Origin of the sequence: Haloarcula salinisoli, assembly GCF_019599405.1 — an archaeon.
Lineage (GTDB): Archaea > Halobacteriota > Halobacteria > Halobacteriales > Haloarculaceae > Haloarcula > Haloarcula salinisoli.
In genome coordinates this window covers 1,172,199-1,194,027 of the sequence record NZ_RKLQ01000001.1, presented here as the reverse complement: position 1 = coordinate 1,194,027, position 21,829 = coordinate 1,172,199, and the positions used below count along the sequence as shown (strand labels likewise).

Below are 21,829 nucleotides of genomic sequence, written 5' to 3'. Positions count from 1 at the left end.
CCAGTGAGCGTCAACATCGAGACAACGGTCGTCGACCGGGGCAGCGACGAGTACGTCGACCCAGCGTGGCAGCTCAAGGAGGATATCCGCCGCTCCGAGGGTGTGCTCCGTCAGCGACGCGGTTTCTTCCGCAGCGCCTATCGGCGCTCGACGGTCTATCTCTACATCGACCGCGCATCCGACGCTCTCGTCGGCTTCGCCGCGGTCCGCCGAGATGGCTACATTCTCTTTCTCGCCGTCGACGCCGACTACCGCGGCCACGGCTTCGGCAAACGCCTCATCGCCCGCGTCAGCGAGGACTACGGCTCTGTCACCTGTCACGCCCGGTCGACCAACGAGGAGGCCCTGGAGTTCTACCAGCACATCGGCTTCGAGGTCAGACGGCGCATCGACAACTACTACGAGGACGGCGGGGACGCCTTTTACTTGAAACTCGGCGACGATTCCATCACCGAGAAGCTCTCGAAGTTGTTGCGGGGCTAGGGGTCGTTGGGATTTTTGACTGTCCCGCCGGGTCTTCTTACAGCCAGAAAGGGGCGACTGGCTGTCGGGAAGAGAATTCACGGTGACAGTGGTAATTTCTGTACCATCTTCCGGATATCTAACCGTTGCTAGCGCCGAGACGAGAACCCTTTTGACCCGCTCTGTCCAACCACTGTCCGATGGACGAGCGGACCCGCGAGTACCTGCGCGGTCGATTCGGTGACCACTACCGACGGTCGTCGATAACGCCGCCGCCGGCCGCGAACGAACGCGAGTGGGGCTTCATCCCGTGGACGGAGGGCCCCGGAGAGACGATGGTCCGCCACCGGTCGCTGCTGGATCTGGGCAACGTCGAGGACTTCCTGGCGCGCAAGAAGCCACGCCACATCTACTTCTCTGCGGGCCGGTACGACGACCCGAGCGCATCGACGATGAGCGACAAGGGGTGGCGAAACTCGGACCTCGTCTTCGACCTCGACGCCGACCACCTCCCGTCGGTGGTGCTGGGCGAGGATACCTACGGGGAGATGCTGGCAAAGTGCAAAGACGCACTCATGCGGCTACTGGACTTTCTGGACGACGATTTCGGCTTCGAGGACACGACGGTCGTCTTCTCCGGTGGCCGAGGATATCACGTCCACGTCCGGGACGAACGGATTCGCGGACTGGAGCGCGAGGCCCGCCGGGAAATCGTCGACTACGTGCGGGGCATCGGGCTGGAGTTCGACGAACTCGTCGAGGTCGAGACGGTCGCCGGGACGGCAGGCCGGTCGAGCCCGGCCGAGAAGCGCACCCTGCCCACGGACGGCGGCTGGGGCGCACGCGCCCATCGGCATATCCTCTCGCAGTTCGACGAGTGGCTCGCGATGGACGAGGCCGACGCTATCGAGGCCCTCCAGCGCTACGACCGCATCGGCGAGGGGAAGGCCACGGCCGCGCTCAACGCCGCGCGAACCAACTACGAGGGGCTCGAAGCCGGTAACATCGACGTCCACTCGGCGGTGTACCAGATAGCACAGGTGCTCGCCCAGGAGGTCGTCGCCGCGGACAACGCGCCGATAGACGAGCCGGTGACGACCGACACGAACCGCCTCATCCGGCTGCCGGGGTCGCTCCACGGCGGCAGCGGGCTTGAGGTCCAGCGTCTTGACCGGGACGAACTGGCCGACTTCGACCCCCTCTCCGACGCCATCCCGGAGACGTTCAGGGGCCACGAGATAGCCGTCGAAGTGACGGAGGGCGGACTGGTCGAGCTGGACACGGCGGACCACGGTGGGGATAGTTTTACGGTGGAGGCGGGTAATCAGACAGTACCAGAGCACGTGGGCGTGTTCCTCATGGCCCGCGGGCGTGCACGGAAGGCACAGGAATGAAACTCGACGAACTCCAGTCGGTCCAATCTCGCGAGCGCCAGACTGACCAGCTCCAGCAGCTGCGCGCGACCTTTTACGAGGAGGCCGGCAAGTTCGTCGCCCAGTTGCGCGAGGAGCGCGACCGCGCCGCCGACCGGGCCGACGACCCCTTCGACGCGCCGGAGGTCAACCGTCTCACGGACGACATCAAGACGGCCGAACAGACCGTCGAAGCCATCTACGAACGCCGGGTCGGGAAAATCGTCAAGATGGCCTCGCTGGCGGCCGCCGATATGCCGACCGAGGACGGCGGGCTCACACAGGAAGAGCGGGAGCTCTTCGAGACGATGGTCGAGGCTATCGAGGGGAACCGCACGCACGTCCTCGACGTCATCGCCGGCGAGTCGCCGGCCGGCGCCGTCGGCGACGGCGACACGGAGACGAACTCGGCACCGGCGACTGACGCCACACCGCAAGCGGCGGCGTCCGACGACGGTGAACCGAGCCCGGCGGAGCCTGCCGACCCCGCGCCGGCCGAGGATGCCGAACCGGCAGTCGACGCCGCCGACATCATGGGCGGCGGCGACGGCTCCGCGACGCCGAGTGACGGCAGCGACCCGACCGAACCGGCGTCGCCCCAGAACGGGGAGCCGACCGACATGGCCGGTACCCCGCCCAGCGAACCGACTGACACGCCGGCGGAGTCGGCCGACCGACCCGCCGCGGAAGCCCGCTCGGCGGTCGACGACGGACACGAGGCCAGTGGGGTCGACGACCGCGACGAGCCGACTGGGGCCGACACCGACGTGGACCGCAAGACCGTCCGCATCACGGACGATGTTGGCGAGATATTCGGCGTCGACCAGCGCTCCTACGACCTCTCGGCGGACGACGTGGTGACGCTGCCGGCCGACAACGCCGACCCGCTCGTCGAGCGCGACGCCGCCGAGCCACTGGAGTAAGCGCCGTACCGAGCGGAAGGTTTCTTGTCGTCCGACCGAGGACTGACAGGTATGACGACCGCCGTGTCACTCGACCGCGACGACATCCCCGGCGTCCTCGCCGCCGTCGTTCTCGTCAATCTCGTCGGCAGCGCACCCGCCGCACTGGGCGGTCCCGGCTCGGCGTGGTTCCAGTCCCTCGCGAAGCCCGTCATCTACCCGCCGCCGTGGCTGTTCGGCGTCGTCTGGCCGCTGCTGTTCACGCTGCTTGGCGTCGCGCTGTATCTCGTCTGGCGGGCGGACCATCCCAGCCGACGGCTCGCACTGGGGCTCTTTGTCGCCCAGATGGCGTTCAACGTCGCCTGGACGCCGGTCTTCTTTCGGGCACAGAACCTCGCGCTCGCCCTCGGCGTCATCGGCGGACTCCTGGTGCTTGCCGTGCCGACCGCGGTGGCCTTTGGCCGAATCGAGCGGACTGCGGGGCTGCTCGTCGTGCCGTATCTGCTCTGGGTGGCCTTCGCCGCAGTGCTGAACTACCGGTTTCTCGCGCTCAATTGAACGGGTAGCGCGGTCGCGTTACCGCGGTGCGGGCCGCGTTCCGAGTGTAATCTCGACCGTCTGTCTGTCCCCGTCCCGCTGGACCGTGACCGACAGCGTGTCGCCGGGGCTGGTCTCCAGAGCGAGATACGCCGCCAGGTCTTGCCGAGTCGGGGTCGGTGTGTCGTCGAGCCGGCGAACCACGTCCCCGCCGGTGCCGACCTCCACCCCGTTGACCCTCGCCGTACCGGTGCTCCCTTCGAGCACGCCGTCGGAGGGGCCGGCCGACCGGACGGAGTTGATGTAGATACCCGAGGCCTGTTCGAGGTCGTTGGCCTCGGCGATTATCGGGGAGACGTTCGACAGTCCGACGCCCATGTACGGGTGCGCGTACGAGCCGTCTTCGATGAGCGCGGGGATGACCCGCTGGGCCAGCTGCGCGGAGATAGCGAAGCCGACGTTGTCGCCGCCGCCGGAGTTGATGACCCCGACGACGTTCCCGTCGAGGTCGACGAGCGGGCCACCGCTGTTGCCTGGGTTGACGGCCGCGTCGGTCTGGATGCCGGCGGCGATGGAGAAGTTGTTCGCCCCACGGAGCGTCCGGTCGACGCCGCTGACGATACCCTCGGAGACGGAGCCCGAGAGGCCGAAGGGGTTGCCGATGGCGACGACGCGGGTCCCGATAGCCGGCCGGCTGTTCACCCAGGAGAGCGGGTCGGTGGTGTCCGGTGCCGTGTCGACGTCGATGACTGCCAGGTCGCTGTAAACGTCCGTTCCGGCGACGGTGACTTCACGCCAGTCGGTGCCAGCGTAGCGTACGTAGACCGTGTCGCCGGCGCTGACGACGTGCTCGTTGGTGACGATGTAACCGCCATCGATGAGGAAGCCGCTGCCGGAGGAGGGTCGAGTGGCGCCGTCGTACACCTGAATCGAGACGACGCCGTCGGCCACCTCGTCGTACACGTCAGTGTAGACGCTGTCCTCGCCGCTGGCCGCTCTCCCGCTGGCGGACGTCGGGGTCGGCTCCGGGCTCCCCTCGCTGGACTGGTCCGAACTCGTTACCAGCGACTGACAGCCGGCTGTCCCGGCCACTCCGACCCCGACAGCGGCCAGCAGCCGCCGGCGTGACAGCCCATCTGAATCCATGCTCCGACGTAAGGTAAGCGGGCGAATAAACCCACGGCCTGTCCGGCGACAATCGTTAATATCGCCGCTCACAAACGTCTGCTATGGCCGAAGAAACGTCGGGCGACTCGCTCCCGTCGCCGGGGTTTATCCTCCCAGGCATCCGAACCGCGGTGGAGATGGCGCTCGTGGCGACGATAATCGCGCTCTTTGGACTGCCGACGGAGGACCCGCTCGTGCTCGCAGTCGTCATGTTGTCGGCACTGGTCGGGATGGTCGTGACCCTGTTCTGGGCGCTGAATCGCCACATGCGCCGGTGGATTCGCTACGCGCAGGGCAAACCGACGACGCTGACGATGTTCGACTGACCGACCGTCGCTCGAAGGCGCTGTCGGTATAGCGGTTAAGTGGCCGCGCCGAGTAGTACGGGCCGAATCATGGACCTAACCTGGCATGGCCACTCTACCTGGCACGTCAGCGTCGACGACACAGACCTCCTCATCGACCCGTTCTTTGGCAACCCCAAGACGGACATCGACCCGGCGGAACTGGACCCGGACTACGTCCTGTTGACACATGGCCACGCCGACCACATCGGCGACGTCGGCGAGTTCCCCGACGCGACGGTCGTGAGCACACCCGAAGTCGTCGCCTACTGCGAGGACGAGTACGGCGTCGGCGACACCGTCGGAATGAACATCGGTGGCACGACCGAACTCGACGACGCCTTCGTCACGATGCATCGGGCAGACCACACCAACGGGATGGACACCCACTACGAGGACACCGGCGGGATGCCAGCCGGCTACGTCATCTCCGACACGAAGCCGACACAGGTCAGCGACGCCGAATCGACGACGTTCTACCATGCCGGCGACACCGGGCTGATGACCGAGATGCGGGAGGTCATCGGGCCGTACCTCGAACCCGACGCCGCGGCGTTGCCTGCCGGCGACCACTTCACGATGGGGCCGATGCAGGCCGCAATCGCCGCCGACTGGCTGGACGTCGACTACGCCTTCCCGATGCACTACGATACGATGGAAGTCATCGAGATAGACACGGACGACTTCGTCCGGGAAGTCACAGCGACCGGCAGCGACGTCGAACCCGTCATCCTCGACGGCGACGAGACCTTCGAACTGTAACTACTCCTCGCGGGCCTCGACGCCCGCCGTCTCCTCCATCGGTTTGATGACCGCCGCCATGTCCTCGCCGCCGTAGCCACGGGCGCGGGCGGCGCTGAACGCTTCGCGAGCGGCGGCCGTCTGTGAGAGCGGCGCGCCGACCTCGCCGGCCCTGTCGAGTGCCAGCGAGAGGTCCTTGAACTGGTAGTCGACGGGGAACCGAGGCGCGAAGTCGCCCTCGCCGATGGTGCCGCCCTTGATATCGAACAGCGGGCAGTCCAGCGCCCCGTTTTCGACGACGGTCCCCATTGCTTCGACGTCGAGTCCGTTGGCTCGCCCGAAGACCAGCGCCTCGGCGAAAGCGGCCATCGCATCGCCCAGCAGGAGGTTGATGAACAGCTTCATGTTCGTCCCCTGGCCCACCTCGCCGCAGTGGACCACCGGTTCGCACATCGCTTCGAGAATCGGGCGAACCGCCTCCACGACCGACTCGTCACCGCCGGGCAGCCCGACCAGCGTCCCGTCTTCGGCTGGCCCCACCGTCCCCGACACGGGGGCATCGACGAACGCTGCGCCGGTCTCGGCCACCAGGTCCGCGGCGGCCATCGTCTCCGCGTAGCCGATGGTGCTCATCTGGACGAAGACGGTGTCCTCGTCGAGTCCCTCCAGGACGCCGAGGTCGCGTTCGAGCACCTCGGCCACCGCGTCGCCGTCGCTGACGATACAGCAGACCACGTCGGCCCGCTCGGTCAGGTGTTTCGGCGAGTCGGCCACGGAGACGCCTGCCTCCGCAAAGGGCTGCTCGCGGTCGGTCGTCCGGTTGTAGACGACGAGGTCGAAGCCCGCGTCCTCTATGTTCCACGCCATCGGTGCACCCATCGCGCCAAGGCCGATGAATCCGACAGTCGTCATGTGGTTCCATTCTGCGTGAACGGTCTTGAATCCCGGGCGAACAGAGGCCCGAGCGTGTATCAGGCAAGTTTATACGCTGGGGACCGACCGCCCGTATGTTATGGCAGATATCGAAGTCAACAGCACGTGCGAGGACGGGTACACAGTCGAGAGCGTCATCAACGGTGAGTGGGAGCTCATCACCGACGCCCTCTCGGAGGACGGCCCCTCGCCCAACGAGATCCTGGCGGCCGACTACGCCTCCTGTTACATCCCGGCACTGCGCGTCGCCGCGGGCAAGTACAACTACGACGACATCGGCCAGGTCGAAATCGAAGTCGCCGCTGACCTCGACGAGGACGACGACCTCGAGAGTATCGCCTTCGACCTGACCGTCGAGGAGTCACTGGGCGAGGAGGAGCAGGATATCGTCGACCTCGCGGAGGACATCTGTCACGTCCACTCCGCGCTGGTAGAGGAGCTGCACGCCGAGATAGAGATCGAGTCGGGCGTCTGACTGGGCCCCACCAGATAGTCGCGGGTCTTGCGGCGTCGAACCGCTTCCCCAATCGCAAACCCTTCGTATCCAGATGTATCTTCAGGCACCCGGTAGGCGTCCTCCGTGGACGGAGGTACCGGTCACGTATTTTTTGGTGTCACACCGCGGGCGTGATAGTTTAATGTCCGTCTGTTCTCACTGTGATGATACGTGAATGGCATATCGACGTAGGCGCTTCCTCGTCGCAATAGCAGCTGCCGCTGCTGGTTCGGCAGGCTGTACCTCGGGCGAGCAGAGCCAGGGGACGGCCGACGGTCCACCGACACCACAGCGTAATAGGTTGCAGGTCAACGTGACGTACGACGAACCAGGCGTCGAATACATCGACGCGAACGACACGGTGCGGTACACGGCGGGTCACCGACGAGAGGGAACACAGCGGACCGCTGTGTCCAGTGTCGTGGACTTCGAGACGTGGGCCTATCCGAGAGCGGCGGAAGTCGGTGCCGAACGTGTCGAGGCGAGTCTGAAACAGCGTCTCTCGAGGGAGCTAGGGCCCGGCGTATCCGTCGGTTACCAACAGGTCGACGGGGGCCGAGAGACCTGGGAGATAATCGTCTTCCTCACGACGACAGAAGACCGGAACGGGTCGGTCGTCATCACCCCGACCGTCGGAGCGGAACAGGTAGCGGCGGAGACGCCCCGGCGCGTAGCCGTGCGACTCACGGTCGACAGTCACGAATTTCGGGCCGAGTATCCGGTTCGAATCGAGGCAGTCACGCAGGTCAGGAGCTGAGAGCCCGGCGCGCCCCCGGCCGCTGTCGGAAACCCTCTTTTGCGCGGGCGTCGATACACGGGTATGAGCGACGACTGGACCGGCCGTATCGCCGGCGAGCGGATGACCGTCGACAGGCAGTTCACGGACCGAGTCGAGGCCTCCTCGTTCTCTAACCAGCAGTGGGGCCTCGTGATGACTGCCGTCGAGTTCGACATCGAGGGGCCAGCGGACCCCGAGACGGCGACACTCGTCGCTGACACGTCGAAGCTCCCGTCGATCATGCCGGAACTCGACAAGGTCGGCCAGGGCGGCCCGATGGGCGGCGCGCCGGGCAGCAGCGACTCCCGGGACAGCTCCGGGAGCGGCGGCTTCCTGTCGGGCGTGAAAGCGGCGCTCGGGCTGGCCAGCGGTGGCGGCGACGACGACCGGACCGAGGAAGCCAAACAGCTCGCCCAGGCCTACGCCGACGAGCTACAGCAACAGCTGGAGTCCAACGGGCGCTGGGAGAGCGTCTGCGAGCAGGCCAGCAGCTGAGGGGCTAGTACTCGTCGCCGCCGTGGAACAGCGTCAGCTCCTCTGCCTCGTAGATGTTGATGAGCTCGGTGACGAGTTCGTCGTAGGACTCATCTTCTTCACGGAGGCCGTCGAGCCGCCGAATCGTCTTCTCGTCGAGTTCAACTGTCGGCATACCACCACGTTCGGCCCGCAGCTACATAACCCCGGTGGGCGGGCAAGAACGAACACGAACGCGAGTAAAAAAACAGAACCGAAATCTGTTAATGTGCCTTCTGGGTAGTTCATTCCCATGCGACCTCTTGGAGACTCACCGCTCGTTCGTAACGACAAGACGCTTGTGCTGGCACACGACCACGGAGTGGAACACGGTCCCAAGCAGTTCTCTGGGGTGGAAGATCGGCTGGACCCGAACCACGTCTTCGAGATGGCGACACACGACGCCGTCACCGCGCTTGCAGTGGGGAAGGGGCTGACCGAGACGTACTACCCGAGCTACAAGGACGACGTGAATCTCCTCGCCAAGCTCAACGGCGGTTCCGACCTCTGGATGGGCGACCCCTACTCCGCCCACAACTGGTCTGTCGACTACGCCGCCGAGCTCGATGTCGACGCCATCGGCTACACTATCTACCCCGGCGTCAACGACGAAGTGGAGATGTTCGAGGCCTTCGGGGAAGTCCAGGAGAACGCCCGCGACCACGACCTCCCCATCGCCATGTGGGCCTACCCGCGCGGGCAGGCCGTCAAGGAACACCGCAGCAAAGAGATTATCGCCTACGCCGCGCGTCTGGGCCTGGAACTGGGTTCGGACTTCACGAAGGTGAAATACCCCCGCAGCAAGGAGAACATGGCCTACGCCGTGCAGTCGGCCGCTGACAACCGCGTGTTGCTTTCGGGCGGCTCCAAGACATCCGACCGCGAGTTCCTCGAACTCGTCGAAGATTGCATGGACGTCGGCGTCGCCGGTCTCGCCGTCGGTCGCAACGTCTGGCAGCGAGAGAACCCCTACGAGATGCTCGACATGCTCGAGGAGGTCGTCTTCGAGGGCGCCAGCGCGGACGACGTCCTGTAGATGGACGCCGAGACGCGGCGAGCCGTCGAGACCGCTCGCGGGCAACTGCCCGACGATATCGGCCCGCGTCGTGTCGTGTTCGGCTTCGACGGCTACCTCGACCGCGTCCGCGAAGTCGTCGCCGACCGCACCGACCCGACGAGCTACGAGCGACTGCCACGGCTCGCTGACTTTCGCGACCGGCTGGACCGCTCGGTCGAGGCGGGCAGCTCGCTGTCCTACGAGTGGCTCGAAGACGGCCGTCGCACCGGCGGCCACACCTGCCACCTGGCGCGTGCCTTCGGCACCTGGGCGTTCTCGCCGACGCTCGTCGGGATGTACGGCGACCCAGTCCAGGAGACGTTCCAGCGGGAGTTCGGCGAGTACGACCTCGTGACGCTGGGCGAGCCCGGCGTCACCGACGCCGTCGAGTTCGACGACGGGAAGCTGATGCTGACCGAAATCGGCGATACGATGACGCTGGACTGGGGCGGGCTGGACGACCGCTTTGGCCACGACCGGCTCGTCGACCGCCTCGACGGCGCGGCGCTGCTGGGTGTGGGCTACTGGTCAGAAACGCCACGCCTCCCGAGCGTGCTATCGGGGCTCCGTGACCGCTGGGCCGACATCGACGACCCCCCGGAGACGGTGCTGGTCGACCCCGGCGACGTCCGGAAACTCGACGCCGACCGACTGCGCTCGGGACGGGAGGCCATCGGCGAACTGGTCGATGTCACCGATGTGGTGGTCTCGGCCAACCGCGCCGAGACGGACGTGCTGGCCGATGCCTACGACGGCGACGCCGACCGCGACTTCTCGGCGGCGGCCGAGGCTGTCTTCGACGCGGTGGAACCGACCTGGTTCGTCGGCCACGGCATCGACCGTTCGGTCGTCGTCAGTGCCGACGATACCAGGAGCGTCGCCGTGCCAGCCGTCGAGGAACCCGAGATGACCACCAGCTCCGGCGACCACTTCAACGCCGGGCTCGCGCTGGCCGCCATCACGGGGCTCGACGCCGCCGCAGCGGTCGTCGTCGGCAACGCTGTCGCCGGCCACTTCGTCCGCACCGCCGACCAGCCCTCGCTCGACGACGTTCGGGGGTTCCTCGAGGACTACCTGGCGAAGTTCTGAGTCGCGGGGCCAGCCATCGGTCCGTTATTCCGGCCAGCCGCGCCTTCTCGTAGCCGATTGACCTACTGCCAGGGCGGGACTTTCTGGCTGTTCTGCTCGCACTCGCTAGTGGCGGCAGTAACATCTGCGATTACCCCTAGCCTGCGAGGGGAAAACACATATCCATCCGCCTCGCACCCGGTTGTATGATTGACGAGACAGTCGCGGAGATAGAGGAGATGCAGACCCACAGTTCCTCTGTCGTCGCGATCAAGGCAGCGACGGCGCTGCGGGAGCTGACCGACCGGGAGTTCCCAACCGTCGAGGAGTACGTCCGCACGCTGGAGCGCAACAGCCGCGCGCTGCGTCGGGCCAATCGCTCGCACGCCTCGTTGCACACCACCCAGCAGGAAATCGTCGACACGGTCGCCGACGCCGACCCCGACGACGTCTCGACGGCCAAGGGACTGACAGTCGAGGCTATCGACCGTGTAGTCGGGGACGTCGAGGCGGCCCAGGACCGCGCGGCCGAACGCGGGGCCGACGCGCTGGCCGACGAGGACGTACTCTTTACGCACGACTTCTCCTCGACGGTGCTTGCGGCAATCGAGGCGGCCGTCGACGACGGCGCCACCTTCGAGGTGTACGTCTCCGAGTCCCGGCCGCGGTATCTGGGCCGCAAGATGGCGCGCAAATTGGGTACCATGGACGGTGTCGAAGTGACGCTGCTGGTCGATGCGGCGTCGGGGTACTACCTCTCCGAGGCCGACCGGGTCGTCGTGGGGATGGACTGCATCGTCGACGAGACGCTGTACAACCGCATCGGTACCTATCCGCTGGCGACGGCGGCGGCCCAGGAAGACGTTCCGATGACGGTCATCGGCGCCGACTCGAAGTTCGTCGACGGCGCCTTCGCATTCGAGACCGAGATTCGCTCACCCTCGGAGGTCCATCGCGAACCGGCCGACGAGTTCACCATCGGGAACCCGGCCTACGACGCGACGCCGCTGTCGCTCTTAGACTCGATTGTCACGGACGAAGAAACGCACGACCTGGACTAGTTCTCGGGGCGGCTACTGATGACCGTGTGACACCAGGGGCACCGATAGGCCTGCCCCTCGTCGGTCTGTTCTAGCTCCCAGTCGCCGGTGACCGGGCTCTCGTGGCCACAGGAGGGACAGAACAGCGACGTCTTCTGTCGGCTCTCGGGAGGCGGTGCGGTCGCGGTTGCGTTCGCGGAGACGGACTTGGTGGAGGTCATTGTTGGAGTCCAGGGCCTGGACAGTGAAATATGTGTTGGCAAATTGTTTGATTATTCACGCAGAACCGCTACGTCTTCCAGAAATAATCGGTATATTTTGTATGATAACTGTATACACGGAGCAGACGGAGCGGCTCTGACGCACTGGACGGACGGTCACATATACATCCGGTCGTCAGGCATCGCGGCCTCGTCGGCCGATTCGATGCGTTCGGCTAGCGCCGTGTACTGGGCCTCGACGGTGGCGGCGAACGCCTCCAGCGGGCCCGTGTCGACGTCGATTTCGTGGGTCTCCGCCAGTGCCTCCAGCAATCGGATGGCGGCGGCTGCGTCGGGGGCCTGGGGATGGGCCGGCGTGGTCAACACACCCACTGCAAGGTCGTCGTCGATACCGCTGGCCACGAGCTCTGCGGTTACGCCCTCGAGGAAGCCGGTCCCCATCGGTCGGATGTCACTGTCGTCGAGATAGCGCTCGCGGTAGTCCTCGGTCGCGATGTAGAACGGGACGTGGTCGTCCGGGCCGTGGGCGATAGGGACGCCGGTGAGGACACTGAGGCTCTCAGGAGCGAGTCGGTCCGCGAGCGCCCAGACAGCGTCGGCGACCGCTGGGGCCGTCTCGACAGGGACCATGCGTTCCCCGACGACGACACCGAGAGAGCGCTCCTCGTCGACGTACAGGCGCGTGTGATGGCGCGGAACGCCGCCCTCGAACGGTGTGATGTGTGGCGGGCCGGCGGCCTCGAGATGGCCCGCCTGCCGCATATCGAGCTGGTCCGAGAGATAGTCGACGGCGGTCAGGCCGGCCAGCCCGTACTCCGTGAACCCGACGGCGAGCGTGTCGATGTCGATGGCGTCGTCTGTCACCGCGAACTGCGGCCTCGAGCTGTCGGGAGTGGACATAGACACCTCTTCGACAGCCCGCGGTTTGCCTTTTTCGAGGGGGAACGCTTTTCTCGCCGTATCCACCACTGTGTTCCATGCAACCCGGTCGCGTCTTGCTATTGCAACCGTCACCGACTGTGACACCGGCCGGGGCCGGGCAGCCGTCGGACTTGAGCCAGACGGTCGTCTCGTGGTTGCCGATTTCCGTCGAGCCGTGGGTCGGGGACGTCTTCAGCACCATCGTCATCATCGTGTTGGCCTGGGCCGTCTCGCGGCTCGTCGTCCAGCTGTTCGGTCGGCGTATCGCTCAGTTCTTTCGCCGACCGAGCCTCACCCGGACGGCGTTGCGGGGGATTCGGGTCACTATCTACCTGTTCGCAATTCTCTCGATTATGGGCGTCTGGGGGCTCAAAGTCGGCGACATCGGCCTCTCTGTCGCCGTCTTCTCCGCCGTGGTCGGTGTCGTCGTCGCCCCCATCGTCGGGAGCTTCATCTCCGGCATCTTCCTGCTTGCCGACCAGCCCTACGAGATCGGCGACATGATAGAGCTGGCCGACCGGGACCAGCGCGGCTTCGTCGAGGACATCACGCTCCGGCACACGAAGATTTTCACCCTCGACAACTCCTTCCTGGTCATTCCGAACGGGACGATGCGGGACCGTGACGTCGTCAACTACTCCGCCGAGGACCCCCGAATGCGGCTCTCGCTGGACGTGCTGGTCACCTACGAGAGCGACATCGGCGAGGCCCGGACGCTCGTCGAGCGGGCGGCCCGCCAGGTCGACAACGTCATCGGCGGCGGGCCGGACATCCGTGTCGGCGCGGCCCGATATCCCGCGGCGCCGACCTGCTACATCAACGAGTACGGCGACCACGGCGTCCTGTTGACGCTGCGCTACTGGGTGACCGAACCGTACAAGCTGCTGGCGGCCCGCTCGAAGGTCCAGACCAACCTCGCGGACCTCGTCGAGGACGCCGACGTGGAGTTCGCGTACCCCCACTCACACCTGCACTTCGACGAGACCAGCGGGGCGATGGAACTGTCGATGGCCGAGCAGCGTGGGCGGGAGATGGAGTTCCCCACGGACGGGGGCGAGCCCGGGCCGTCCGCGCCTCAGTCCTCGGACGCCGACGGGGAGTGACGCGGCGCCCCGTTCGAGGAGACGGTGACGATATCACAGTCCAGTTCCTCCCGCAGGAAGCGTTCGATGTCGGGGTCGTCGACCAGCCGGCGAACCATCTTCCGCCAGCGGCTGGCCTGTTTCGAGCCGATGACGACGACGTCGGCGTCGTTCGCGGCGACCTCGTCGAGAATCGTCTCCTCGACGAGCATCCCCGACCGGACGATATACCGGCTCCGTGGGACGTGGCCAAAGGCCTCCTCGACGGCTCGTTTCAGCTCTGCCCGCGAGACGCGGGTGCTGTTCTGGTAGAGATTGACGTGAAGTACGGTGAGGTCGGCGTCGTCCTCCTCGGCGATTTTGATTGCCTCGGCCAGCGTCCGTCTGGAGTCTTTCGTCAGCGGATAGCGGACCGGGACCACGACCTGTGGCATTGGAATCACCAACGCTGTCGGGGGGTAAAACCCTAGCGTCCCAGCTATCAATCCTGGGTATCGCAGGTGAACCGAGCGAGTGGGGAGGGCTCCACAGGACCCACCGAGACCGTGGACACTGGCCGACCAGTGGGCCCCACGGGCGTTCCGTCAGTTCCATGGCCGCCCGTCTCGCAGAGTCGGTATGGAACTGGCGCGGGCGCTGCGTGCCGAGGCCCAGCGAGCCGACGAACGGCGGGTGCTCGTGCTGGCCGGCGACCCCCGACTGACCCGCGAGCGGGCGGCCACGGCGCTAGCTGGGACCGACATTCCGGCCGAGGAGACGACTGTCCTCGGTCCCGAACCGGTCCTCGATTGCGAGCGCCACGGCCAGCGACGCGCCGCCGAACTCCTGGGGCGGACCCAGTCGGCCGTCGTCGTGGACGCCCACGAGGCGTGCCGACCGAACGCACTCGGGACCGCCGTGGGCGCCGTCGACGGCGGCGGACTGGTCCTCCTGTTGATGCCGCCCCTCGACGACTGGCCGGCGCGCCGGGACGCGTTCGACGACTCGCTCGCGGTTCCGCCCTTCGACCGAGACCAGGTGACCGGTCACTTCCGGCGTCGGCTGGTCGAGACTATCCGAGCCCACCGCGGTATCGGCGTCGTCGCCGTCGACAGCGATGGTGACACCGTCGAGCAATCGGGGCTGACCGACCCGCCGCCGCGTCGCCCCCGGCGAGCGGCCGACCCACCGGCCGACCACGCCTTCCCAGAGGCGACCTACGGGGCCTGTCAGAGTGCCGACCAGCGTGACGCGGTCCACGCTCTCGAAGCGCTCCTCGAGCCCGGCCACGCCGTCGTCGTCGAAGCGGACCGTGGTCGCGGGAAATCCAGCGCCGCGGGGCTGGCCGCCGCGAACCTCGCCCGAGAAGGGCTTGACGTGCTGGTGACCGCCCCACAGTATCGCAGCGCCGGAGAAGTGTTCAATCGCGCCGCGGCGCTGCTAGAGACGCTGGGGGTGTCGGTCGAGGGCGACCAGGATGACGCCCCCCAGCGATTGACCGTCAGAACTGCAAGCGGCGACGAGGGTTACATCCGATACGAGCCGCCGTCCCAGGCGGTCGACCTGCCCGAGGAGCCGGACGTCGTGCTCGTCGACGAGGCCGCCGCGTTGCCGGTCCGGCGGCTCGAAGCGCTGCTTTCGGCCCCGTCGGTGGCCTTCACCACGACCGTCCACGGCTACGAGGGCGCTGGCCGGGGGTTCTCGGTTCGCTTTCGCGACCGGCTCGACGACGCCGAGCACGTAGTCACCGAGGTTTCGATGACCGAACCGATACGGTACGCCGAGGCCGACCCCGTGGAGGTGTGGGCGTTCCGGGCGCTCCTGCTGGACGCGCGGCCGCCAGTCGCACAAGTCGTCGGCGACGCGACCCCCGAGACCGCCACTTACCGGCAGCTCACGTCGTCGGAGCTGCTGGCCGACGAGCAGCTACTCCGGGAAGCGTTCGGGCTGCTCGTGCTGGCCCACTACCGGACGGAGCCGACCGACCTCGCGCGGTTGCTGGACGCGCCGAATCTCACCGTGCGGGCGCTGACACAGGACGGTGAGCCGAGCGACGCGAGGCGATCCTCGTCAGAACGGAGTTCTGACGGCGGTCACGTCGTCGCCGTGGCGCTGCTGGCCCGGGAGGGCGCTCTCGACAGCGAGACGCGCGAGCGGATGTACGAGGGCGGACGAATCCGTGGCAACATGCTTCCGGACGTGCTGACGACCCAGCTCCGTGACCGGGAGGCGGGGGTCCCCGTCGGCCAGCGCGTCCTCCGCATCGCCACCCACGGCGCCGTCCGCTCGCGGGGGCTGGGCTCGAAGCTGCTCTCGGAGATACGACGGGAGTTCGCCGACGACGTGGACTGGCTTGGCGTCGGCTTTGGCGCCACGCCCGAACTCCTCGATTTCTGGCGGACCAACGGCTACCGGATACTCCACCTCTCGACGTCGCGAAACGACCGCAGCGGGGAGTACTCGGCCGTGATGATAGACCCCTGCAGCGACGCCGGCCGCGAGCTTTCGGCCCGTCACAGCGGCTGGTTCTGTGACCGAATCGGCGCCACGCTGACCGACGCCCTCGACGACGCAGCCCCCGACGTGGTCCGTGGCGCGCTCGCGGCCGCCGACGCCGAGCCCAGTTCCGACCTTTCGGCGTGGGAGTGGCGCCTCGTCGCCGGCCTCCCCACTGGCGCGTCTATCCTCGATACGAATCCGGCCCCGTTCCGACGGCTCGCACTCCGGCACTTCGTGGCCCCGGCCGACCCGGACGCCCTGTCCACCCGCGAGGAGCGGCTGCTCGTCCGGAAGGTGTTGCAGGCTCGCCCCTGGACAGAGGTCGCCACCGAGATGGAGTTTGTCTCCGAGCGCGAGTGCAAACGGGCCGTCGGGGGTGCGGTCGAAACGTTGACACGCCTCTACCGCGAACATCCGTAGACACCTGATGTTTCTCACCATCGAGACCGGGCTGGTGGTGCTGGCCTTCCTGTTGCTCGTGGGCGGGGTCGTCGGCAGTCTGGTCCCGCAGGTCCCGGGCGCCCTGCTCTCGCTCGCAGGCGTGTTCACCCACTGGTACGCGACCGGAGAGCCGGGGCTCGGTCTCCTGGTCGCGCTCGTCATCGTCGGCGTCCTGACCTTGGTCGTTGACTGGTTCGGCGGGGCCATCGCGGCCCGAGCCGGCGGGGCCTCGAATACGACGGCGCTGCTCGCGGGCGTCGTCGCGCTGGTGCTGTTCTTCGTCACCGGCCCGCTGGGTATCATCCTCGGGGTCGCCGCGACCGTCTTTGCCGTGGAGTTCTACCGGCAGCAGGACGCCCGGCAGGGACTGAAGGCCGCCCTCGTCACGACCGCCGGGATGCTGGCCTCGAGCGTCGCGCAGGCGCTGCTGACCGGGTCGATACTGCTTGCGATGTTTGGCGTCGCGTTGCTATGATACGGATTTCCGGAGTGATTTCCCAGTACGCGACGACCCAGTGGTCGGCGCTACTCGAAAATAATCTACAGCCTTCCGTATGACGACCTGTGACGCAGACGGCTGTGAGCGCACCGCGGCGGTGCGACTCCGGATTCCGTGGGCCGACGACAGGCAGGTCTGCCCGGCTCACGCGCGCGGTCCCGCGACCGAGGACGGCGTGGTCCCGGAGCCCCTGCCTGGCCGCGAGGGCGAGTGGCCCTGAGTCGGCCGGGTCGCGGGCTGACCTGCCAGTGAGGCCGCTACAGCGCCCGGGCCAGCATCACCTCGTCGGCGTACTCGTCGCCGAGTTTGTAGTGGTCCGCCCGGACCGCTTCGGTCTCCCAGCCGTGGGCCTCCAGAAATTCGATTGCCGCATCGTTCGTCGAGGGAACGGAGTTGTAGAGCTTCTCGGTGCCCCGCTGGGCCGCCCACTCCGTGCCACGCTCTAGCAATCGGCTACCGATACCCTGACCGCGGTACTGGGCGAGGACACCCACCGTGAGTTCGGCCGTGTGGCTGAGCTTCGCCGTCTCGGGGCGTTCCAGATGGACCCAGCCCACCACGTCACCGTCCACGGTGGCGACGAAGAAGATGCGCGACTCCACGTCGTTGTGGCGCATGATGACGCCCTCGCTGTCGACGATGTCCGCGACCGTCTCGGCGTCGACGTACTCCCCGCTGCCGATGGCGGCTCGAATCGCTCCGACCAGCCCGTCGAGGTCCTCCTGGCGGGCCTGTCGGATGGTGATTTCCGCCTCCGCCGTCTCGTAGGAGTGGCTCTCCGTGTCCTCGTAGGCGATGCGAAGTTCGTCGCCAGTGCGTGACACCATCCCCTTGCGTCTGAGAATGACGAGGTGGTGGCCGAAGGGATGCTGTTCCATGCCCAGCGCCTGGCGAACCTGCTCGGCGGAGACGGTCCCGCGGGACTCGACGTACTCGTATATTTCCCGCCTGTCCGGGTGGTCGAACTGCAGTGGCTCGGTGAGTTCCATGCTACACGGTACCACGCCCCAACACGTCAAAGGTTATCGCGGACACCGTGCGAGGTTGTTCCCAGGTGGCTCCCCCCGCTATCGGTCCGGGACGCCGGTGAGTACCGTAGCCACGTCGCCGATATCGTGGGTGTCGACCAGTAGCTCCGCGGCGGTCCGAACCGGGTAGGTCCCGTCGATGTCGACGCCGTAACAGGCGGCGTACAGCGAGAGCCAGCGGTCCAGGGTCGCTTCGAGTCGTTCGAACTCCGCCTCGTCGAAGCGGTGCCAGGCGTCGCCAGTTCGGGCCTCGCAGTAGAGGGCGACCGTCGGGCCGACGCCCTGGCGGAGTAGCTCCTCGGCGCGGGCCTCGTCGGGCGGGTCCGGGTCGAAGCCGTCGGCGGTCCGCTCCGCCCTGCGTCCGAGTTGCCGAATCCGGACAGAGATTGCCTTGCTCACGAGCGGTCACCCCTGGTCGAAGTCCACGCCTTTCCCTCCGGCGGGGTGTTCCCACTCGGTGTCGGCGACGATGGCGCAGGTGCCACACTCGACGCAGGGCTGGGTGTCGAGACTGACGAGATGTTCCTCGTGGCCTTTGGTCCGGACCCGCTCGTCGCGGTAACAGCCGCCGCCGAAGTCTTCGGCGCTGACCGGGCAGGCGGTGACGGCCGTCCCAGAAGCTGTAAAGGAGTTGTCGACCAGCCGGATGTGGGGCTCGCCAACGTCGTAGGTCAGGTCGCCGATGCGCTCGTCCAGTTCGGGCGGGTCGACGCGGTTCTCCGCGTCGACGGCCTCGCCCAGCTCTTCGGCGATGACGGTCGGGAGCGTCACGTAGGGCAGTCCGGTGTCGGGAATCATCGCCACGAGCCGGGGTGAGTTGTACGCTCGTTCGAGAAGCCCTGGCGCCGCCCGCACGCCGAGTCGCCCCAGCGCGGAGTCAGCGACTGCGGTGGTTGCCCTGTCGACGAGGTCGACCTCGCCGAGACGGCCGACCAGGTCGTAGCTCCGGGGCCGTAGCTTGGCCATGACGCCCTCCTCGCGGAGTTTTCGCTCGTAGAACTCCCCTGCGCGGTGCGGGTCGCCCCGGGAACGGGCGTCCGCGAACCCTTCGGCGGCGAGCGCCCCGGCGGTGACGGCGTGGTTCATCCCCTTGATGATGGGGCCCTGTGCCTGCATCTGGCCGGCGGCGTCGCCCACCAGGACGAGCCGGTCTCGGTGGGGTGATTCGTGGGCCACCTTCTTCGAGTCCGGGACGAGTTTGGCGCTGTACTCCCGTTCGCGATAGTCGTCGCCGAGCCACTGGGCCAGCAGCGGGTGCGTGAGCAGGGCATCCAGCAGTTCCTGCGGTTCGGCGCGCTCGTCGGCCAGCGAGTCGAGGTGGAACACCGTGCCGACAGAGAGGGAGTCCCGGTTGGTGTACAGGAACCCGCCGCCCCGCACCCCCTCGAAGAGGTCCCCCGAGAACAGGTGGGCCTCACCCTCGTCGGGGGCGATGTCGAACCGGTCGTCGAGGACGGCCGGGTCCATGTCGACGACGGCCTTGACGCCCTGGAACCACTCCGAAGGGTCGTCCCAGTCCATCAGCCCGGCGTCCCTGGCCAGCTCCGAGTTGACGCCGTCGGCGGCGACGACGAGGTCCGCCTCGATGGGCTCTAGCTCCTCGGTCCGGACGCCGACGATTTCGCCGTCCTCTCGCAGGAGCCCAGTGACGTGTATCTCGGTCAGGAGCCCGCCGCCGGTCTCGCGGGTGCGCTCGTGGACGCGCTCGGCCAGCCACGAGTCCATGGGCCGCCGGAGCACCGAATCGGCCCAGGCGGTGTCGTGGTGGTGGAGCTCGCCGATGTCGAACGTCTTCACCCGGTCGCCGGCGACGTTGTGGATGTAGTTGTCCGTGACCGGTCGTTCGGTGGCCTGCTCGCGGAAGCCGGGGAAGAGACTCTCGATGGTGTACGGTGCCGACTCCTCGGCGTAGATTAGTCCGCCTGAAACGTTCTTCGAGCCGGCGTCGACACCGCGCTCCAGAACCAGGGTCTCGACGCCGTTTCGGGCCAGCGCAGCTGCCGCAGCGGCACCGCCGGGTCCACAGCCCACGACGACAGCCTCGTATCGCTCGTGTTCAGTCATCGCTGGCCTCCATGACCGGGGCCAGTCGCCCAGATTCCACGGCCTCGGTGAGTCTGGGCAACACTTCGAAGAGGTCGCCCTCGACGACGTAGTCCGAGAAGTCACGGATGTCGGCCTCGGGGTCGGTGTTGACCGCGACGATGGTGTCCGCCTCGTCGCAGCCGACCTTGTGCTGGACGGCTCCCGAGATACCGGCGGCGACGTAGATATCCGGCTCGACGGCCTGTCCAGATTCCCCAATCTGGCGCTCCTCGGTGACGTAGTCCGCGACGTGACTGTCGAAGGCGTAGGATGAGGTGATGACGCCCCTGGAAAGCCCGAGGTCGGCGTCCTCGAACGCGTCCACGAGGTCGAGCGCCAGCTCGATACCCCGGGTCGGGTCGTCCCCGATGCCGCGGCCGACCGCGACGACCACGTCGTTGCCCCTGAGGTCGACGCCGCCCGTCAGCCGCTCGACGTCGGTCACGTCGACGGAGAACCAGTCGTCGTCCAGTTCCATCTCGTACTCGACGACCTCGGCCTCGCGGTCGGGGTCGGGGTCTGGCACCGGGAAACTTCCCGGGATGACGCTCGCGCCCTGCGGGTGGAAGTCCCGGTCGGGCTTGTCGATACAGAGAATCGTCGAGTACTCGAACCCGGAGAAGTCGGGCCGCTTCATGTGTAGCACGCGGTCGAACTCCTTTTTCTCGCCCGCCTGTCCGACCTTCGCCGGGTTCGAGATGACCTCGCTCTCGATGTACAGTCCGGAACAGTCCGAGGCCAGCCCGGAGTCCAGCGCTCCCTGGACGAGCGCCGAGAGGTCCCGGCCGTTGTTGGTCGCCGGGAACAGCGTGTAGCGAGGTTCGTGGTAGTCTTTCCACGCTACGTCCTCGTGACCCTCGCTTGCCAGTTCCCCGCCGGCACGCATCATATCGACCACGATTTCTGTGTATGGGGTGTGCCGGAACCGCTCCAGTCGCCTGTCTTCGTGGTAGACCACCAGGTCCGCGCCGCAGGCGATGACCTCGTCGACGTGGTCGCTCGCGTCGGCGCCGACGAGGACCGCCACGACCCGCTCAGACGAGTCGTGTGCCTCGTTGTACTCGTCCATCAGCTCGCGGGCCTTCCCCAGCATCTCGCGTGAGACGTCGACGAGGTCGCCGGCCTGCGTCTCACAGCACACCCACATATCGCGGTAGTCGCCGCCGACGGTCCCCTCGACCCACTGCTTCTCGTTGGTCGGGTGGTCGAGTTCGGGATACTTCTCCTCGGGCGGGACGGTCTCGACGGGTTCGGAGCGCTCCTCGCTGCCCTCGACGGAGTCGATGCGGTTCTCGATTTGCGTAATCGCACTGGAACGGTCCGGGCCCGCCCGCTCCCGTTCGAGGATATCGCGCAACACGTCCGCGTCGTCTATGCCCCTGACCATGTTGGCGACGTCGGCGATAGAGAGCGCCGAGAGGTCGACGCTCGTCGGGTCCAGGTCCTCGCCATCGTCCCCGGACACCTTCTCGATACGGTCCTCGATGAGCGTCTCGACCGGCGGCCGACCGTCGCCATCCCGTTCGAGTTCAAGCATCGCTTGGAGTTCCTCGGGGTCCTCGATTTCCTTCAGCGTCGGTCCCAGTTCGGCAATCTCGTACTCACGGGGGTCTAGCTCGACCAT

The 21,829-nt window shown here is 66.9% G+C and carries 26 protein-coding genes; 16 read left to right on the top strand and 10 right to left on the bottom strand.

Going from position 1 to position 21,829, the window contains the following annotated elements; genetic code table 11:
* Window positions 1-3 precede the first annotated feature (3 nt).
* The 4 genes from EGD98_RS06160 to EGD98_RS06145 all read left to right on the top strand — a co-directional run bounded on the left by EGD98_RS06160 (window position 4) and on the right by EGD98_RS06145 (window position 3,334).
* A complete protein-coding gene (locus tag EGD98_RS06160) occupies window positions 4-483 on the top strand; it encodes a GNAT family N-acetyltransferase (RefSeq protein ID WP_220587469.1) in 480 nt (159 codons plus the stop codon).
* A gap of 179 nt (window positions 484-662) precedes the next feature.
* Entirely contained in the window at window positions 663-1,856 is a 1,194-nt protein-coding gene (gene priS / locus EGD98_RS06155) for a DNA primase small subunit PriS (protein ID WP_220587468.1), read from the top strand.
* Complete coding sequence (locus EGD98_RS06150) at window positions 1,853-2,797, top strand: hypothetical protein (RefSeq protein ID WP_220587467.1); 945 nt, start codon at window positions 1,853-1,855, stop codon at window positions 2,795-2,797. Before priS ends, EGD98_RS06150 begins: the two co-directional genes overlap by 4 nt.
* A gap of 51 nt (window positions 2,798-2,848) precedes the next feature.
* On the top strand, window positions 2,849-3,334 hold the full coding sequence (locus EGD98_RS06145) for a TspO/MBR family protein (protein ID WP_220587466.1): 486 nt from the start codon (window positions 2,849-2,851) through the stop codon (window positions 3,332-3,334).
* Between the two features lie 18 nt (window positions 3,335-3,352).
* On the opposite strand, the gene EGD98_RS06140 is transcribed toward EGD98_RS06145, so the two are convergent.
* Window positions 3,353-4,459, bottom strand: a complete 1,107-nt coding sequence (locus EGD98_RS06140) for a S1C family serine protease (RefSeq protein ID WP_220587465.1) — start codon at window positions 4,457-4,459, stop codon at window positions 3,353-3,355.
* An 83-nt stretch (window positions 4,460-4,542) separates the two neighbouring features.
* On the opposite strand from EGD98_RS06140, the gene EGD98_RS06135 reads away from it, so the two are divergent.
* Complete coding sequence (locus EGD98_RS06135) at window positions 4,543-4,806, top strand: hypothetical protein (RefSeq protein ID WP_220587464.1); 264 nt, start codon at window positions 4,543-4,545, stop codon at window positions 4,804-4,806.
* Between the two features lie 69 nt (window positions 4,807-4,875).
* A complete protein-coding gene (locus EGD98_RS06130) occupies window positions 4,876-5,586 on the top strand; it encodes a metal-dependent hydrolase (RefSeq protein WP_220587463.1) in 711 nt (236 codons plus the stop codon).
* Here the strand turns inward: EGD98_RS06130 and EGD98_RS06125 are convergent, their stop codons facing one another.
* Window positions 5,587-6,477, bottom strand: coding sequence for an NAD(P)-dependent oxidoreductase (locus EGD98_RS06125; protein ID WP_220587462.1), 891 nt, complete (start codon window positions 6,475-6,477; stop codon window positions 5,587-5,589).
* A 100-nt stretch (window positions 6,478-6,577) separates the two neighbouring features.
* Here EGD98_RS06125 and EGD98_RS06120 point away from each other — a divergent pair, with 100 nt between their 5' ends.
* The 3 genes from EGD98_RS06120 to EGD98_RS06110 all read left to right on the top strand — a co-directional run bounded on the left by EGD98_RS06120 (window position 6,578) and on the right by EGD98_RS06110 (window position 8,267).
* Window positions 6,578-6,973: an OsmC family protein gene (locus EGD98_RS06120; RefSeq protein WP_220587461.1), complete on the top strand. Its 396-nt coding sequence runs from the start codon at window positions 6,578-6,580 to the stop codon at window positions 6,971-6,973.
* A gap of 196 nt (window positions 6,974-7,169) precedes the next feature.
* The gene (locus EGD98_RS06115; RefSeq protein WP_220587460.1) at window positions 7,170-7,751 is read left to right on the top strand and encodes a hypothetical protein; all 582 of its coding nucleotides are present in this window, start codon (window positions 7,170-7,172) and stop codon (window positions 7,749-7,751) included.
* A gap of 63 nt (window positions 7,752-7,814) precedes the next feature.
* Entirely contained in the window at window positions 7,815-8,267 is a 453-nt protein-coding gene (locus EGD98_RS06110) for a DUF5799 family protein (RefSeq protein ID WP_220587459.1), read from the top strand.
* Window positions 8,268-8,271: 4 nt separating this feature from the next.
* On the opposite strand, the gene EGD98_RS06105 is transcribed toward EGD98_RS06110, so the two are convergent.
* Entirely contained in the window at window positions 8,272-8,421 is a 150-nt protein-coding gene (locus tag EGD98_RS06105; protein ID WP_220587458.1) for a DUF7557 family protein, read from the bottom strand.
* A gap of 117 nt (window positions 8,422-8,538) precedes the next feature.
* Between EGD98_RS06105 and EGD98_RS06100 the strand changes: the two genes are divergently transcribed.
* The 3 genes from EGD98_RS06100 (at window position 8,539) to EGD98_RS06090 (ending at window position 11,471) form a co-directional block, all read left to right on the top strand.
* A complete protein-coding gene (locus tag EGD98_RS06100) occupies window positions 8,539-9,321 on the top strand; it encodes a class I fructose-bisphosphate aldolase (RefSeq protein ID WP_220587457.1) in 783 nt (260 codons plus the stop codon).
* Window positions 9,322-10,431: a hypothetical protein gene (locus tag EGD98_RS06095; protein WP_220587456.1), complete on the top strand. Its 1,110-nt coding sequence runs from the start codon at window positions 9,322-9,324 to the stop codon at window positions 10,429-10,431.
* A 185-nt stretch (window positions 10,432-10,616) separates the two neighbouring features.
* Window positions 10,617-11,471: an eIF2B alpha/beta/delta subunit family protein gene (locus EGD98_RS06090; protein WP_220587455.1), complete on the top strand. Its 855-nt coding sequence runs from the start codon at window positions 10,617-10,619 to the stop codon at window positions 11,469-11,471.
* Here the strand turns inward: EGD98_RS06090 and EGD98_RS06085 are convergent.
* The gene (locus EGD98_RS06085; protein WP_220587454.1) at window positions 11,468-11,671 is read right to left on the bottom strand and encodes a DUF8106 domain-containing protein; all 204 of its coding nucleotides are present in this window, start codon (window positions 11,669-11,671) and stop codon (window positions 11,468-11,470) included. The genes EGD98_RS06090 and EGD98_RS06085 overlap by 4 nt on opposite strands.
* Window positions 11,672-11,827: 156 nt before the next feature.
* Window positions 11,828-12,571, bottom strand: coding sequence for a proteasome assembly chaperone family protein (locus tag EGD98_RS06080; protein ID WP_220587453.1), 744 nt, complete (start codon window positions 12,569-12,571; stop codon window positions 11,828-11,830).
* A gap of 77 nt (window positions 12,572-12,648) precedes the next feature.
* Between EGD98_RS06080 and EGD98_RS06075 the strand changes: the two genes are divergently transcribed.
* Complete coding sequence (locus EGD98_RS06075) at window positions 12,649-13,695, top strand: mechanosensitive ion channel family protein (RefSeq protein ID WP_220587452.1); 1,047 nt, start codon at window positions 12,649-12,651, stop codon at window positions 13,693-13,695.
* On the opposite strand, the gene EGD98_RS06070 is transcribed toward EGD98_RS06075, so the two are convergent.
* Window positions 13,668-14,108, bottom strand: coding sequence for a universal stress protein (locus tag EGD98_RS06070; RefSeq protein ID WP_220587451.1), 441 nt, complete (start codon window positions 14,106-14,108; stop codon window positions 13,668-13,670). The two genes, EGD98_RS06075 and EGD98_RS06070, sit on opposite strands and share 28 nt — an antisense overlap.
* Before the next feature lie 184 nt (window positions 14,109-14,292).
* Here EGD98_RS06070 and tmcA point away from each other — a divergent pair, with 184 nt between their 5' ends.
* The 3 genes from tmcA (at window position 14,293) to EGD98_RS06055 (ending at window position 17,312) form a co-directional block, all read left to right on the top strand.
* On the top strand, window positions 14,293-16,572 hold the full coding sequence (gene tmcA / locus EGD98_RS06065) for a tRNA(Met) cytidine acetyltransferase TmcA (RefSeq protein WP_220587450.1): 2,280 nt from the start codon (window positions 14,293-14,295) through the stop codon (window positions 16,570-16,572).
* Between the two features lie 7 nt (window positions 16,573-16,579).
* A complete protein-coding gene (locus EGD98_RS06060) occupies window positions 16,580-17,068 on the top strand; it encodes a DUF456 domain-containing protein (protein ID WP_413229573.1) in 489 nt (162 codons plus the stop codon).
* Between the two features lie 79 nt (window positions 17,069-17,147).
* Window positions 17,148-17,312 carry a DUF8014 family protein gene (locus tag EGD98_RS06055; protein WP_220587449.1) on the top strand — a complete coding sequence of 55 codons (165 nt, stop codon included), beginning with the start codon at window positions 17,148-17,150 and terminating at the stop codon, window positions 17,310-17,312.
* Between the two features lie 37 nt (window positions 17,313-17,349).
* Here the strand turns inward: EGD98_RS06055 and EGD98_RS06050 are convergent, their stop codons facing one another.
* From EGD98_RS06050 to EGD98_RS06035, 4 genes are all read right to left on the bottom strand, one after another.
* The gene (locus EGD98_RS06050) at window positions 17,350-18,081 is read right to left on the bottom strand and encodes a GNAT family N-acetyltransferase (protein ID WP_220587448.1); all 732 of its coding nucleotides are present in this window, start codon (window positions 18,079-18,081) and stop codon (window positions 17,350-17,352) included.
* A gap of 78 nt (window positions 18,082-18,159) precedes the next feature.
* Complete coding sequence (locus EGD98_RS06045) at window positions 18,160-18,519, bottom strand: DUF8055 family protein (RefSeq protein WP_220587447.1); 360 nt, start codon at window positions 18,517-18,519, stop codon at window positions 18,160-18,162.
* Window positions 18,520-18,525: 6 nt separating this feature from the next.
* Entirely contained in the window at window positions 18,526-20,184 is a 1,659-nt protein-coding gene (locus EGD98_RS06040; protein ID WP_220587446.1) for an FAD-dependent monooxygenase, read from the bottom strand.
* Entirely contained in the window at window positions 20,177-21,829 is a 1,653-nt protein-coding gene (locus EGD98_RS06035; RefSeq protein ID WP_220587445.1) for an electron transfer flavoprotein subunit alpha/FixB family protein, read from the bottom strand. The genes EGD98_RS06040 and EGD98_RS06035 overlap by 8 nt, the downstream gene beginning before the upstream one ends.

Coding starts and splice junctions, on each gene's coding strand:
- EGD98_RS06085 (WP_220587454.1), bottom strand. CDS start 11,671: ATGACCTCCACCAAGTCCGTCTCCGCGAACGCAACCGCGACCGCACCG.
- EGD98_RS06125 (WP_220587462.1), bottom strand. CDS start 6,477: ATGACGACTGTCGGATTCATCGGCCTTGGCGCGATGGGTGCACCGATG.
- EGD98_RS06055 (WP_220587449.1), top strand. CDS start 17,148: ATGACGACCTGTGACGCAGACGGCTGTGAGCGCACCGCGGCGGTGCGA.
- EGD98_RS06140 (WP_220587465.1), bottom strand. CDS start 4,459: ATGGATTCAGATGGGCTGTCACGCCGGCGGCTGCTGGCCGCTGTCGGG.
- EGD98_RS06035 (WP_220587445.1), bottom strand. CDS start 21,829: ATGGTCGAGCTAGACCCCCGTGAGTACGAGATTGCCGAACTGGGACCG.
- EGD98_RS06150 (WP_220587467.1), top strand. CDS start 1,853: ATGAAACTCGACGAACTCCAGTCGGTCCAATCTCGCGAGCGCCAGACT.
- EGD98_RS06105 (WP_220587458.1), bottom strand. CDS start 8,421: ATGCCGACAGTTGAACTCGACGAGAAGACGATTCGGCGGCTCGACGGC.
- EGD98_RS06115 (WP_220587460.1), top strand. CDS start 7,170: ATGGCATATCGACGTAGGCGCTTCCTCGTCGCAATAGCAGCTGCCGCT.
- EGD98_RS06145 (WP_220587466.1), top strand. CDS start 2,849: ATGACGACCGCCGTGTCACTCGACCGCGACGACATCCCCGGCGTCCTC.
- EGD98_RS06110 (WP_220587459.1), top strand. CDS start 7,815: ATGAGCGACGACTGGACCGGCCGTATCGCCGGCGAGCGGATGACCGTC.
- EGD98_RS06050 (WP_220587448.1), bottom strand. CDS start 18,081: ATGGAACTCACCGAGCCACTGCAGTTCGACCACCCGGACAGGCGGGAA.
- EGD98_RS06080 (WP_220587453.1), bottom strand. CDS start 12,571: ATGTCCACTCCCGACAGCTCGAGGCCGCAGTTCGCGGTGACAGACGAC.
- EGD98_RS06135 (WP_220587464.1), top strand. CDS start 4,543: ATGGCCGAAGAAACGTCGGGCGACTCGCTCCCGTCGCCGGGGTTTATC.
- EGD98_RS06120 (WP_220587461.1), top strand. CDS start 6,578: ATGGCAGATATCGAAGTCAACAGCACGTGCGAGGACGGGTACACAGTC.
- tmcA (WP_220587450.1), top strand. CDS start 14,293: ATGGAACTGGCGCGGGCGCTGCGTGCCGAGGCCCAGCGAGCCGACGAA.
- EGD98_RS06075 (WP_220587452.1), top strand. CDS start 12,649: ATGCAACCCGGTCGCGTCTTGCTATTGCAACCGTCACCGACTGTGACA.
- EGD98_RS06090 (WP_220587455.1), top strand. CDS start 10,617: ATGATTGACGAGACAGTCGCGGAGATAGAGGAGATGCAGACCCACAGT.
- EGD98_RS06095 (WP_220587456.1), top strand. CDS start 9,322: ATGGACGCCGAGACGCGGCGAGCCGTCGAGACCGCTCGCGGGCAACTG.
- EGD98_RS06070 (WP_220587451.1), bottom strand. CDS start 14,108: ATGCCACAGGTCGTGGTCCCGGTCCGCTATCCGCTGACGAAAGACTCC.
- EGD98_RS06040 (WP_220587446.1), bottom strand. CDS start 20,184: ATGACTGAACACGAGCGATACGAGGCTGTCGTCGTGGGCTGTGGACCC.
- EGD98_RS06100 (WP_220587457.1), top strand. CDS start 8,539: ATGCGACCTCTTGGAGACTCACCGCTCGTTCGTAACGACAAGACGCTT.
- EGD98_RS06060 (WP_413229573.1), top strand. CDS start 16,580: ATGTTTCTCACCATCGAGACCGGGCTGGTGGTGCTGGCCTTCCTGTTG.
- EGD98_RS06130 (WP_220587463.1), top strand. CDS start 4,876: ATGGACCTAACCTGGCATGGCCACTCTACCTGGCACGTCAGCGTCGAC.
- priS (WP_220587468.1), top strand. CDS start 663: ATGGACGAGCGGACCCGCGAGTACCTGCGCGGTCGATTCGGTGACCAC.